This is a genomic window from Rhizobium sp. IY2 (genome assembly GCF_047532935.1).
Classification (GTDB): domain Bacteria; phylum Pseudomonadota; class Alphaproteobacteria; order Rhizobiales; family Rhizobiaceae; genus Rhizobium; species Rhizobium anhuiense.
In genome coordinates, this window is record NZ_JBLKNU010000001.1 from 1278892 (window position 1) to 1291492 (window position 12601).

The 12601-nt window shown below is 56.9% G+C and carries 10 protein-coding genes, 1 tRNA gene and 3 pseudogenes; 8 read left to right on the forward strand and 6 right to left on the reverse strand.

The features are described 5' to 3' along the window. Positions 1-418 precede the first annotated feature (418 nt). From ACMUVN_RS06250 to ACMUVN_RS06260, 3 genes are all read right to left on the reverse strand, one after another. Positions 419-607 carry a hypothetical protein gene (locus ACMUVN_RS06250; RefSeq protein WP_028758518.1) on the reverse strand — a complete coding sequence of 63 codons (189 nt, stop codon included), beginning with the start codon at positions 605-607 and terminating at the stop codon, positions 419-421. Between the two features lie 492 nt (positions 608-1099). Further along, the gene (locus ACMUVN_RS06255) at positions 1100-2332 is read right to left on the reverse strand and encodes a tyrosine-type recombinase/integrase (RefSeq protein ID WP_414814913.1); all 1233 of its coding nucleotides are present in this window, start codon (positions 2330-2332) and stop codon (positions 1100-1102) included. Continuing rightward, positions 2332-2970 carry a hypothetical protein gene (locus tag ACMUVN_RS06260; RefSeq protein ID WP_414814914.1) on the reverse strand — a complete coding sequence of 213 codons (639 nt, stop codon included), beginning with the start codon at positions 2968-2970 and terminating at the stop codon, positions 2332-2334. Before ACMUVN_RS06260 ends, ACMUVN_RS06255 begins: the two co-directional genes overlap by 1 nt. 70 nt (positions 2971-3040) lie before the next feature. Here ACMUVN_RS06260 and ACMUVN_RS06265 point away from each other — a divergent pair, with 70 nt between their 5' ends. The 7 genes and pseudogenes from ACMUVN_RS06265 to tnpC all read left to right on the forward strand — a co-directional run. Further along, complete coding sequence (locus ACMUVN_RS06265) at positions 3041-3358, forward strand: hypothetical protein (RefSeq protein ID WP_414814915.1); 318 nt, start codon at positions 3041-3043, stop codon at positions 3356-3358. A 134-nt stretch (positions 3359-3492) separates the two neighbouring features. Next, on the forward strand, positions 3493-4011 hold the full coding sequence (locus tag ACMUVN_RS06270; RefSeq protein ID WP_414814916.1) for a hypothetical protein: 519 nt from the start codon (positions 3493-3495) through the stop codon (positions 4009-4011). Beyond that, the gene (locus ACMUVN_RS06275; RefSeq protein WP_414814917.1) at positions 4008-4775 is read left to right on the forward strand and encodes a hypothetical protein; all 768 of its coding nucleotides are present in this window, start codon (positions 4008-4010) and stop codon (positions 4773-4775) included. Before ACMUVN_RS06270 ends, ACMUVN_RS06275 begins: the two co-directional genes overlap by 4 nt. Before the next feature lie 278 nt (positions 4776-5053). Beyond that, positions 5054-5143, forward strand: a tRNA-Ser gene (locus ACMUVN_RS06280). A gap of 192 nt (positions 5144-5335) precedes the next feature. Next, complete coding sequence (gene tnpA, locus ACMUVN_RS06285) at positions 5336-5782, forward strand: IS66-like element accessory protein TnpA (protein WP_414814918.1); 447 nt, start codon at positions 5336-5338, stop codon at positions 5780-5782. Continuing rightward, a pseudogene (locus ACMUVN_RS06290) lies at positions 5779-5868 on the forward strand (IS66 family insertion sequence element accessory protein TnpB); the annotation flags it as partial. The gene tnpA and the pseudogene ACMUVN_RS06290, both read left to right, overlap by 4 nt. Continuing rightward, positions 5865-7273, forward strand: a pseudogene (gene tnpC / locus ACMUVN_RS06295) (IS66 family transposase); the annotation flags it as partial. The pseudogenes ACMUVN_RS06290 and tnpC, both read left to right, overlap by 4 nt. A gap of 264 nt (positions 7274-7537) precedes the next feature. On the opposite strand, the gene ACMUVN_RS06300 reads toward tnpC, so the two are convergent. The 3 genes and pseudogenes from ACMUVN_RS06300 to ACMUVN_RS06310 form a co-directional block, all read right to left on the reverse strand. Continuing rightward, the gene (locus ACMUVN_RS06300; RefSeq protein ID WP_414814919.1) at positions 7538-8530 is read right to left on the reverse strand and encodes a restriction endonuclease subunit S; all 993 of its coding nucleotides are present in this window, start codon (positions 8528-8530) and stop codon (positions 7538-7540) included. A 72-nt stretch (positions 8531-8602) separates the two neighbouring features. After that, positions 8603-9040 (reverse strand): annotated as a pseudogene (locus ACMUVN_RS06305) (HsdM family class I SAM-dependent methyltransferase); the annotation flags it as partial. Between the two features lie 262 nt (positions 9041-9302). Next, entirely contained in the window at positions 9303-11342 is a 2040-nt protein-coding gene (locus ACMUVN_RS06310) for an FAD-dependent oxidoreductase (protein ID WP_414814920.1), read from the reverse strand. A gap of 299 nt (positions 11343-11641) precedes the next feature. Here ACMUVN_RS06310 and ACMUVN_RS06315 point away from each other — a divergent pair, with 299 nt between their 5' ends. Continuing rightward, a complete protein-coding gene (locus tag ACMUVN_RS06315; protein WP_052213380.1) occupies positions 11642-12565 on the forward strand; it encodes a LysR substrate-binding domain-containing protein in 924 nt (307 codons plus the stop codon). Positions 12566-12601: the final 36 nt, after the last annotated feature.

Below are 12601 nucleotides of genomic sequence, written 5' to 3' on the forward strand. Positions count from 1 at the left end.
GGGGATGATACTTATGCCAGTAATCTTCTGGGGTTCTGTTGGCGTCCTGATATACTCGCACCTCTCGTGAGGGCACTCACCAGAGCAATTCCAGGATCTGTGGCTCCTCGTAGAGGATCGGGCTGCTCGGACGCCGAGGGGCCTGATCGTGAAGGAATGTCTGATGAAAATTTTGGCGGAGAATGCCGCTCAGCTGGAAGGTTGAACCAAGCCAAACTCGCTTCAAGGCTGCAGCGAGAACGTCTTTGCGACGCCGGCTCAGAGGACGGCCACGTGATCTCGTGGCAGCGACGTGACGTCAATCTGCCGCCCGACCCCATTCTTAAGTTAATGGCAGTCGCGTCCTGCTGCAGCCTGTATATCATCTCATCGTCAACGCAAAGGATCAGTGCGACCACGGCAACGCGCAGCTGCCCGCCTAACGTATGGCGAAGTAAAGCTGCGCTTCATATTGTTCATCCGGCGTCGGCATACGGGTTTCAACCAATGGAAATTTCGCGCCGCGCCGTCGCATGACTATGCCGCCAAGGTTTCCTTTTTCTTCGGAAGGGAAAGGCGCCCATTCAGTCGAGCAACTCATCCAGGAAAGCCATGCAAAAAGCTTCAAGCGAATTATCTCCAAATGACTTTGGGCAGTTTCGCTGACTTGTTCGCAAGTGAATATCCCAGCAACGTCGAGATGATTGAAATCGCGCCAAAAGACAATCGTGATTTTTTGGGAGATTGCCCGCGAGCGTCAGGGCGAGCAGAATCATTGGGGCAACAGCAAAACGGAAGCCTGCGATACCGCGCCGATGCTACTGAGACGGCATCCTACCGTTAAGGTAAGGGCGCAATTCCCGAGCGGAAATCGGAAATTATATAACAAAATCAATATGAAATGGCGGAAGAGGTGGGATTCGAACCCACGGTACGGTTTCCCGCACGCCGGTTTTCAAGATAGAGCCCGACTTATTTACCTTTTCTCTTTTAGTTGCGTTTCTCCGCGTAACGCTTTGATATTTCTTAGCAACTATCAGCGTTAATCGTCGTCGTATTCCGTCGTTTTGCGGCGCCTTGTGCCATTTCTCAAACGGCAAGTGCCGAATAAATGCCGAAATCACGGCTTGTCGGCAGCCGTCATAATTGCGGAAAACTGCCTGCCGAGTTGATCCGCAGCGGCCTTGTCTCGACCTTTGACTGCATGCACGTAAGTCGCCAGCGTGAAGCCTGTCGTGCTATGGCCGAGCCTATCGCTGACAGTCTTAATGTCGATGCCGCTCGCTACCATAGCGCTCGCCATGCCATGCCGAAAGCCGTGGGTGGGCGCAACGCCCTTGACGCCGGCCTGTTGGTGCAATTTACGCAGACGGAGCGTCAGCACGCCGGGTGGTAAGGCCGCGCCGCCGAATGTTGGAAAAAGCAGCAATGGCTCGCGCTGATAGCTCTTACCCCATCTCAGGATTATTTCGTTCATCAGGGTGCGATGCTTTCGGATCATAGGCACAAACTCGGAGGGGATGCTGATCGTCCTAATCGACGTCTCCGACTTGGCCCGCTCGTCGCGCAGGATCGGCTCGCCTTTCTCGCCCGCAACTACCGTGCGGAAAATGCTGATCGTCTCCGAGTGGAGGTCGATAGCGTCGAAGGCAAGGCCGAGGATTTCCGAGCGGCGCATCCCGCAGACCATCAGCAAGGCGACCAGCAACGCCATGCCGGGGTGCTTGCCGCTTTCGTCGGCACGTGTCGCCGCATGATAGACGCGAATGGCTTCCTCCTCGGTCATGATTTTGATTTTTGATTTGCCGGGGGACGGCGCCTTCACGTCCTTAAATGGATTGGACGCAACCAACTTCCAGCGCCTAGCCTGTTCCATAGCCGCGGAGCCGATCCGATAAAGGTGCAGTAGCGTCCGGTCGGCAAGCGGCCTTGTCCCTCGCGGCTGACCGTCTTTGGCAGGCTTTCGCGCCGCACCGCCGTTCGCCTTGAGCGCGGCGAGCGCTTCATCGATATGGAGGGGCGAAAGCTTACCGAGCTGGATGTGCCCGATCTCACGCGCGAGGAGGCCGAGGTTGCGTCGATAGCCGATCAGGCTAGTTTCCGCCAATTCGCCACGCGCTTGCCAGTGGGCGATTAGCCGTTCTGTAAAGACAATGAAGGTCTGTTTTTCGACATCTCCAATACCACGCTTCTCGCACTCAGCTTCCATCTTCGCCGCATGCGCTTTCGCGTCGGATTGTCGGGCGAACGATTTAGTCTGCCGCTTTGTTGTGCCGTCCTTTCCGGTCAAACTCCAGACCGCTTGAAAATATAGAGTTCCGGTCGCGCTTACTTGCCGTCGAACTGAGGCCATCACTTTCTCTCCTTTTTTGATGTGCTGTGCGCCGCCCTGCATGAGGGCGAGCAGAACTGCGTTCCGCGCCGTTGCAAGACGAACCAATCTCCGCATTGCTGGCAAACGGCCATATCGACATGGTGTTCAAGGTGAAGGATCGCGCTCGTAACCATGTAGGCCGCTAGGTCTTTGGGGATGACCCGCATGGTCAACTCACGGCGTGCAGTCACGCCTGTCCCGATGAGTTCGCTGACGCGCGGCGCGAAGGTAACGTCGAACATTGGCGAGGCGAGTAACGCCTCGATGACGTAGCCGTTGTCCCACTCGATACACAGGCTCGTCGGTGGAATAATCTGTTTCCAGCATGAAGCGGCAAGTTTCAGCAAGCCCAAGACATATCTCCACCCGCCGGTGTCTGCTGGAGTCGTCGGGGACAATTGGCCGAACGGGTCGCCGCGACGGCGCACAAAATCAATGATGGCATCACCATCATCGAGGTTTAGTTCGGAAAAATTGCGCCACCAGGCGGCTGGTCCGACGAGTTCGACTGGTCGACCTTTGCCGCTGGTCCTGAAAGTGAAGTCCTCGCCGGTTCTGCCTGCGATTTCAGCAGCGGGCCATGCGCGACCACTCCAGATTAGTTCCCCAAGTACCATCCTTTATCCCCGCTTCGAGTTATTGCGCGTCATACCGCATTTTATAACGGAATATTTAACCGAATGAAATATGGTTATTGCGCTTATTTGTCAGATTTGGCATATTTCATACGAGCAACAAGGGAAGATGCGGCGAGGCGGCTCGACCGGCTGGGAATTGGAGACAGATGACATGGCTAGCCAGCAGAAGATGATGAAGCGGATCGGCCCGGGGTTTTCGATTGCGGCGTTTGCTCGTGAGACAAACATTCCTTATCGGCGTGTCGAAAAAGCCGTCAAAAGCAAAGAAATCGCCTCGGTGACGATAGGCGGCGTTACGCGAATTCCCGAAACCGAGAAGGCTCGCGTTCTCCGTGCCTACGGCATCGAAACTGAAGCGGCAGAATAGAAAGGCCCGACCGCGCTGGCACGCGACGGGCCGAGGTGCAAAGGCAATTTCTGTTGGGCGCAGAAAGATTAACTTGCACTCGCCAATCGCACAAGCCTGGCGCCCGGGGCCATTCCATTAAAGGATCGGCCAGCATGCTCGTGCCTCCAGATATCCCGTCCCTTGGCTGGTTGATGCCACGACATGTTGGCTGGCTGACCGCCTCCGGCGTGCCAATGACGGCGATCATCCGGCCAGAACGGATCCGTCTCTGCCATGGCTTTCGCGCGCCTGATGGTCGGTTTGAAATTGACGCGAACGGCCCGGTCTGGTTCGCTTTTATAGAGCGCGAGGACTATGTTTTCTGGCTGCCGGGAACCTCCGAGCTGGCAACATGGAACGTCAGGAGTTTTGCGCTTGGCGAGAACATGATCTGCAATGCGAGCACCTACGCGCTCGATGGCCACCTGCATGTCTTCCAACACCCGCTTGATTGGCTTCGTTGGAACCGTGACGGCATCGTGATCGTCAATTGGAACCTCGCCTTCGACCGGCTCCGCGACTGCCCGCGCCTCGAGATCGCCGAAGGCCTGCTGCCAACGTACCGGAAGCACATGCGGCCGGCACGGATGCCCGAGCTCGTCCTGCGTGAATACGGGAAGGCAGCGGCATGACCGACACGGACTCCGGCGGCACCGAACGCCTGCGGCAAGCGCGGGAACGGCAGCCCGAACGAGAACAAGCCGCCAAGGGCAACGGCAAGCACGATTGGGACGCCGGGACACTGAAAACCGGCAGGGGCGCACGGTTCAAGCTGACGACTGACGACTTCTGGTGTCACATGCCAAGCCATAAATTCATCTACACGGAAAACGGCGACCTGTGGCCATCCTCGTCGGTCAACAATCGCGTTCCGCCAGTTTTCGTCGGCTGTAATGACGACGGCAAAGAAATCTACATCCCCGCCGCAAGTTGGATCGCTGAACATCAGCCAGTCGAGGCGATGACATGGCACCCTGGCTTGCCACGCCTGATCTACGACAACCTCATGACCGAAGGTGGCTTGATCGATAAGCCCGGCGCGACCTTGTTCAATCTCTACCGTCCCGCTCCGATCCTTCTGGGCGATCCTTCAAAGGCTGGGCCATGGCTCGATCACATCCGCGTCGTCTTTCCTGATGACGTCGAGCACTTGGTTAAATGGTTCGCGCACCGCGTTCAGCGGCCACATGAGAAGATCAATCATGGGCTGGTGATGATCGGCGAGCAGGGTATCGGCAAGGACACAATTCTTTATCCCGTCATCGAGGCCATCGGTCGATGGAACCACAAGGCGATTTCGCCGACCGTGCTTCTCGGCCGCTTCGAAGGTCGGTTCTCTCCCGAGCTATTTGCCCATCATAGCGGAGATGCCGGCAAATGCTGCAGAGCACGTTGACGCTGCGATCAAAGCTGCTAAAAAGCCAGCCATCGAATGATTGGGTCGCAAATCGGCAGCAATGACCGGTTGCTGGAAATCAACGAAATGTCGATTTCTTAACCTTTTCAATCAGATGGAAGAGTGTCCGAGTGGTTTAAGGAACCGGTCTTGAAATTTAGAATCGACTGCGGTTTAACCGCGTGAAACTAAAAGGATATACCGCGCTGAGGGAATGAATTTCGGCATGATTTCGGCATTTGGGCGAAAATAGATGCCGAAGCGGGCGCAGGCCCAATGGATGGGTGGCCGAGTGGTTTAAGGCAACGGTCTTGAAAACCGTCGTGCGGGGAACCGTACCGTGGGTTCGAATCCCACCCCATCCGCCATTCGTCATTGATTTTATTAAATTTTTTCTCGGTATCCTCGCTGAAACTGGGCGGTTATCGTAACCGAAGTTTCCGCTCGCGCTTCCTCTTGTTGGCCCTTGGGTGGCGATCAAGCGTAAGCGCTGTCCTGATCCCACCTTCCGGATCATCGCTTGATCATTGATGTTCAACCTCGAAAGAGGGCTTGGACATATGTCGATTTCAGAACTTACGCTTAAATCCAAGGATGAGCCGATACGCCGGTTTAAGGTATTCACAGGCAATGGCCGCCGTCGCGAATGGAGCGACGATCAGAACGCGCAGATTATTGCGCAGAGTTGCGAGCCCGGCGTCACGGTGTGCTCTGTGGCGCGGCGGCATGGGTTGACGCCGCAGCAGTTGTTCACATGGCGACGGCTCGCCCGAAAGCCGCTTGATGTTCTTTCGGTGCCGGAGGAAGCACCAATGTTTGCACCAGCAGTCGTCGTGTCGCCCGAGAAGTCGCAGCCGAAGAAGGCGCGGCAAGCACGTTTGCCAAGAAGAACTTCTCCGGAGGCGGCTATTGAATTGCAGATTGATGGAGCCATGCTGCGCATTGCCTCTGGCACCGATGCTGCAACCATTGCCGCCGTCATCCAGGCGTTGAAGGCTCAATCGTGATTGGCCTGTCCGGTGCGGTAAAAGTGATGATCGCCACCAAGCCTGTCGACTTCCGCAAAGGTGCTGAAGGATTGGCGGCACTGGTAAAGGCCCAGAGACGCTTCCCGAGGACCAGCTTCTGCTTGGGCTTGAAGAAGCCGAACAGATCGAGGCTGCCGGGCTGGAAGAGATGGAACAGGGCTCGACTGCTCTGCGCCAGGCGCAGGTCGCCAAACGGCGCACCAACCGGGGTTCGCTGCCAGCGCATCTGCCGCGCGTCGAGATCGTGGTCGATATCGATGACCATGCCTGCCCCTGCTGCCGCAACGACCTGCATCGGATCGGCGTGGATGTCAGCGAGAAGCTCGATGTTGTGCCCGCCCAATTCCGGGTGCTTGTGCTGCGCCGCCCGAAGTATGCGTGCCGGGCCTGTGAATAAGTCGTTGTCCAGGCTCCGGCCTCGGCAAGATTGATCGAAGGCGGCATCCTGACAGAGGCAACCGTCGCCCAGGTGCTGGTCTCTAAATATGCTGACCACCTGCCGCGGTATCGCCAGGCGCAAATCTACAAGCGTCAGGGCATCGACCTCGACCGTTCGACGCTCGCCGACTGGGTCGGTCGCGCCGCTTGGCATCTCCGCCCGGTCCATCAGCGGCTGCTTGATCATCTGAAGTCGTCGTCCAAGCTCTTCGTCGACGAGACGACAGCCCCGGTGCTCGATCCGGGACGTGGCAAAACCAAGACCGGCCAGCTTTGGGCTTATGCACGAGATGACCGGCCGTGGCAGGGCGATGACCCGCCCGGTGTCGCCTATGTCTATGCGCCAGATCGCAAAGGCGAACGACCGATGGCCCATCTCGACGGCTTCGTCGGCATCCTGCAGGTAGACGGCTACAGTGGATATCGCCCGCTCGCGGCAAAGAACACCGTGTCGCTAGCCTTCTGCTGGTCGCACGTTCGACGCCGCTTCTATGAGCTGGCTGCGGTCGGTCCGGCACCCATCGCCAGCGAGGCGCTGCGACGCATCGCCGAACTTTACAGAATCGAAGAAGAGATACGTGGCCGGACCCACGAGGAGCGTCGTATCGCCCGTCAGGAAAAAAGTCGTCCGATCACCGACAGCCTCGCTCCCTGGCTGCGTGAACAGCTCGGCTACATCAGCCAGAAGACAAAGCTCGCCGAAGCGATCCGCTATGCCTTGTCACGCTGGGACGGCTTGACCCGCTTCATCGACGATGGCCGGATCGAGATCGACTCCAACGTCGTCGAAGGGTCAATCAGGCCAATTGCCCTCAATCGGAAGAATGCACTCTTCGCAGGGTCGGACGCCGGGGCCGAACACTGGGCGACCATCGCCTCGCTCATCGAGACTGCCAAGCTTAACAATGTCGAGCCACTGCCTATCTCTCAGACGTCCTCACCAAGATCGTCAACGGGCATCCAAATAACCAGATCGACGACCTGCTGCCTTGGGCCTATGCCGCAAAGCAAGAACTCAAAGCCGTGGCCTGAAAACAGTCATACTTTCACTCCCACGTTGTCCTTCATGATCTGATCTGTGATCGGCTTTCCATGGAAGAGCAATTGACCTTGAACCGCCCACCGTGGTCATGAACGTAATCACCTTTCTCGGTCCACCGGGGCACACCCTCAGAAATCAACGACTTACACTTTATTGTTGCAATCAAAGTAAAGTGGAATATAGTCTCCGTAAAGCATAAATCGTGCGAGCCTAGACTGCGTTTGTCTTATTGCGCGCTTATGCGAAATAACGGCTCAATTCATCAGACATAATCCGACGGCAAGAATTTTATTCACCCGACAACACTTTGTTGTTGGGCGGTTGTGTGCAATGCGCGCCATTTTGCGGGAGGCTAGCGTGTCCTCCTCGAGCAGGACAGCTTTGTGCTCCTCGGGATCGAATGTGCCTGAGGTCACTGCGCTAGTTTTAAGAACGCCAAGCTCACCCGGCATTTTCGTGCGGTTTTCAGAGTTCACGCTCACACCGGCTTCGAGGGCGTCGAAGATTTCTGAGAGTTCGACCATCGGCCAATCCGGATCCACAGGTATATGAGGGCGGTAATTGTCGATGACGGCGCGGGCACCTTCGATAACGCGTTGATAGCCCTCAATCTCGGCCACAATCTCGCGCTGAACCTCAAGCGATGGGAGCGGGATTTCAAAACCTTCGACAAACGCACGAGGCACGCGCTGCAACCCACCCGTCCCGGTCATCTGGGCAATAGCTTTGGAACGGAAATCTTCGTGCGTAATGCAGCGATAGACCCACTCTGCGAGTACGCTTTCGCCGGGGCGAAGCACGTAGAATTCACTGGAGCCGAATCCGATTCCATTGCGCAAATTACGAGCGATTCCTGCTTTTCCATTCTCAAAACAAGGTGTTACCTTTGCAAGCAGAACGTCGCCATCTGCAAAGTAGGTGTAGCTTGCTCCGACCTCACCGAACTGCTTAGTCTCTTTAGCTTCAAACCCGGTACGCCACTCGTTTAGGTCTGCCATGGGAACAAATGAAACTTCGGTCTCTGGCGGCAGGTCTTGAAGCAGACGTTTGGCGGGGTTGACGGTACAGATGTCGCCAATCCGAGCACGCCGAACGTCGTGCTCCTCGGCAGCTTCCGACTTGTAACGCTCGCCGCTAAGATTGTAGTCGCCACCGGTGGCAATTACCTCTCGTTCCACGCCAAAGCCATGAATGCTCTCTAGCTCGTCACCTTTCCCACCACGAGCCTCTTGCAACCATGCCGACAAGTCAGCCTTCACTTGGGGAAGTTGAGATCCCTTCTGCGCCTTGCGTTGGGCACCCAGTTGGAAGCCATCATTTTAAATCTTGAAGAACGCGACGTGTTTACTCGCCTTGGCCACTGCCCGGTCAAGGATTAGGATTGAAGTCTTGACACCCGAATAAGGGTTGAAGACGCCAGCGGGGAGCGAAATTACAGCCGCTAGATTGTTCTCAACCAGCATTTTCCGCAATGCTGCGTAGGCGCTTTGGCTCTGGAAGATAATCCCTTCCGGCACGACAATCGCCGCGCGCCCGTTTGGATTCAGGTGCTCGGCGATGTAGTCGACAAACAGCACCTCACTGCGCTTGGACTGCACCTGGAAGCGGGTGTGGGGCTTGATGCCTCCTTTTGGCGACATGAAAGGCGGGTTGGCCAGGATCACGTCCGCCGTTTGGGTCCATTTCTCCTCGCTGGTGAGCGTATCGTATTCCTCGACCTTCGGATCAGCGAAGCCATGGAGGTAGAGGTTCACGAGGCTTAGGCGTACTTTTCATGAAACACCAGCGGTCGGCCTGGCCTTCATGATTGCGCGGCGAGGGGTCATCCCTGCGCGCAATTCCTGCAATCAGATCACCGAGTCCCGCTCGTAGCCATCATGGCCACGACCTTGTAGACGGCGAGGCCCACATCTTTCGGGACTTCAGGCATGCCTTGACTTGCGTATGCCTTTAAGATCGATCCCTGGAGGACTGGCCGAAATCGAACTGATTGGCGGGAATTCAACCCTACGGCCTTGATCAAACCGCGGCCATGAATCGATGCGCGTCGTATATGGCCGCGTGGATGTTCCTGCTTGCGACCGCATCGCCAATCCGAAACAGCTGAAACTTGCCACCGGGATTATTGGCAACAACTTGCGGCTTGCCCGCTATGAACGCCCGGTAATCGATTTCACCTTGGTTCCGGGAGAGCGGCTTGAGCGAGAAATAGAGTTCGTCCATCGGCTTCGTCCCGCTTTCGACGACAACCTGGTCCACCTCTTTTTCGACGCAGACCTTGGAATACTCGTCGAAAAGTATGACTGAGATCCGGTTGCCGCGACGTTCGAGGCGCTCAATGCGCAGGTTCAGGGTGATCTTTGCGCCGGCTTTGTTGAGGGCACGGAAATAGGCGGGGTAGCTCGTTGCCCCGATGTCCGGCGCAAGGGTTCGTGCAGGCGTGACAACTTCAAGATTCGAGCCCGCGTCGGCCAGAAACTCAGCGATCGTCATGGCGGGGTGCGAACCGTTGTCGTCGTAGACCAGCACATTTTTCGCGGGCTGAACGCTTCCGCCGAGGATGTCCCAACTGGTCGTCGCAAGCTCCTGTCCTTCCTCAAGACAGTCAACATTAGGCAGTCCGCCCGTGGCAACGACGACGACGTCGGGTTCTTCCGCCACAACGTCACTCTCATCGACGAAGCGATTGTAGTGGAATTCGACGCCGAGGCGCTCGCATTCAGACAAGCGCCAGTCCACGATCCCAAGGATTTCGCGACGGCGTTTCAGTGCCGCGGTTATTAGAATTTGTCCGCCTGCTTTGGATCCAGCCTCAAAAACCGTGACCTTGTGGCCCCGCTCGGCCGCGACCCGTGCTGCCTCAAGACCGCCCGGTCCCGCTCCGACGACCACAATCTTATGCATTAGCCCGTTGGTCTTCCTGATCACATGCGCGAGGCTGCCCTCCCGACCAGTCGCCGCATTGTGCACGCAGGTGGCGTTGCCAGCGGGGTAAATGGAATCGATGCAGAACCCCATGCCGACACAGGGGCGAATTTGATCCTCCTTCCCTTCGATCACCTTGCGGATGATGTGAGGATCGGCAAGGTGCGCGCGTGTCATGGCGACCATATCAAGCTTGCCGCTCGCAATCGCGTGTCGCGCGGTAGCCACATCCTGAATTCTTGCCGCATGAAAGGTCGGTATCTTCACATTCTGACGAACCTCTCCGGCGAAATCGAGATGGGGAGCAGATGCGGTTCCCATGTTCGGAATCACATGACTCAAGGCCTCGTCTTCTGAGACGTGGCCGCGAATGACGTTGACGAAATCGATCAATCCGCCGGCCTTCAATCGACGGGCAATCTCCACCCCTTCGTCTCGCGAGAGCCCTTTATCCCAAACCTCATCGCAAACCATGCGGACGCCGACAATGAATTCGTGACCGATGCGCTTACGGATGGCGGTGAGAATATCGTTCACCAGGCGCATCCGGTTCTCGAGCGAGCCGCCGTATTCATCCTCCCGCTTATTTGTTGCCGGAGACCAAAAATGCGCGATGAGATGCGAGGCGCATTCGAGCTCGATACCGTCAAGCCCTGCCGCTTTGACCCGCTCCGCACTGTCGGCATAGGCTGTGATCACGCGCTCGAAGTCCCAATCCTCCATCGCCTTGGGATAGGCGCGATGCGCGGGCTCCTGGATGTGGGACGCATCGATTATCGGCAGCCAATCGCCTTTGTTCCAGTTGGTTCGGCTTCCCAGGTGAGTGATTTGAATCATCACGGCAGCGCCGTGGTCGTGAACGTCGTCGGCAAGCTCTCGAAGCCACTTCACGGACTCGTCTTTGTGGAGCTGGATATTGCCGAACGCCTGGGGACTGTCGATGTCGACGACGGACGAACCGCCGATCATCGTCATTGCTATCCCGCCTTTGGCTTTTTCCGAATGGTAGAGACGATAGCGCTCCTTCGGGAGTCCATCCTCAGTATATCCCGGCTCGTGCGCCGTCGACATCATCCTGTTTCGGAGTGTCAAATGCTTGAGTTGGAAAGGCTGGAGCAATGGATCGTTTGACATCTCAATTGTTCCCGTGACGGCCTATTGTCGTAGTCGCCTGTTCTCCCGACGTCGGGTTCTGGCGGGTGAACGACAATGTCCGGCGAGGGCGTGAGGCCGTAAAGGGCAAATAAATTCATGGAAGTATGAGGCGGGATGGATAAAGACCGGATCGGCAGGCAGGTGAGTGGGTGATCGTCCTCCAGGCTTGTTGACCACGCGAACGATAAGGTGTTTCGCTTCTTGCTGGTGCGCAGTCTTGCACCGTGTGACGGAGATTCCGTGCGCTGCAATTTTCGAACGGCGAAGAACTCGAAACCATGAGTCATGACAGTCAGTCGTTACGACGGACAATTCCCTCCCTCCACAGCCTGATCCTGTTCGAGGCTGCGGCGAGATATCTGAATTTTTCGAAAGCCGCCGCGGAATTGTCCATCACTCAGCCTGCGGTCAGCCACGGGATCCGACAACTCGAGTCGTCTCTCGGCCACGCGCTTTTCGTCCGGGAAAGGCGGGCGTTAAGCCTGACAACGCAAGGCCAACGCCTCTATTCGGCGGTATCGGGGGGATTTGCGTCGATCGCCGAAACGCTTGACGATATCGCCGGCATGCCTCGCCGAGACACGCTCGTCATCAGCGCCTCGACGGTCATGGCGACAGAGTGGCTGATGCCGCTGCTGCCGGAATTTCGCCAAGTCCATCCTGATTTGATGATTGACCTGCGATGCTTGGACCGCGATCCAGCTATGACGACGAGCAACATCGATGTTCACATTCGGCTCGGCGATGGAAACTGGCCGGATTGTGATGCCATTCCGCTGTGGGACGAGGAAATATTGCCTGTTTGCAGCCCAGCTTATCAGGCGAAGAGCAAGCCTCTGTCACTCACCAGTGATATATTGCGCCATCGGCTTATACACTACGTTGACCCGTATCGCTTCAGGATCGGTTGGGCCGAGTGGTTGCGGGCCACAGGTGTCGGCGCTCCACCGACTTTGCCGACATCGCTGCAGGTCAACGATTCCCTTGTCGCGATGAAAGCTGCGGAAAATGGCGAAGGCATCGCGCTCGGTTGGCGACCTCTCATCGATCGGCCCCTTCGAGAAAATCGCCTCGTCATTGCTATTGACCGCACCCTGAAGACAGGGAGGCGTTTCTACGTGGTAACGCCAAGTGCCCCAAATCGCAGAAAGGTCGCCCTGATTTTCAGGGACTGGCTGGCGAGCCGTTTTGAAGGTCTTTGAGGCGCGCGTGTCGTTCCCGCCTTTGGCGTGATTTTG

Coding starts and splice junctions, on each gene's coding strand:
- ACMUVN_RS06310 (WP_414814920.1), bottom strand. CDS start 11,342: ATGTCAAACGATCCATTGCTCCAGCCTTTCCAACTCAAGCATTTGACA.
- ACMUVN_RS06260 (WP_414814914.1), bottom strand. CDS start 2,970: ATGGTACTTGGGGAACTAATCTGGAGTGGTCGCGCATGGCCCGCTGCT.
- tnpA (WP_414814918.1), top strand. CDS start 5,336: ATGTCGATTTCAGAACTTACGCTTAAATCCAAGGATGAGCCGATACGC.
- ACMUVN_RS06275 (WP_414814917.1), top strand. CDS start 4,008: ATGACCGACACGGACTCCGGCGGCACCGAACGCCTGCGGCAAGCGCGG.
- ACMUVN_RS06255 (WP_414814913.1), bottom strand. CDS start 2,332: ATGGCCTCAGTTCGACGGCAAGTAAGCGCGACCGGAACTCTATATTTT.
- ACMUVN_RS06265 (WP_414814915.1), top strand. CDS start 3,041: ATGGTTATTGCGCTTATTTGTCAGATTTGGCATATTTCATACGAGCAA.
- ACMUVN_RS06270 (WP_414814916.1), top strand. CDS start 3,493: ATGCTCGTGCCTCCAGATATCCCGTCCCTTGGCTGGTTGATGCCACGA.
- ACMUVN_RS06315 (WP_052213380.1), top strand. CDS start 11,642: ATGAGTCATGACAGTCAGTCGTTACGACGGACAATTCCCTCCCTCCAC.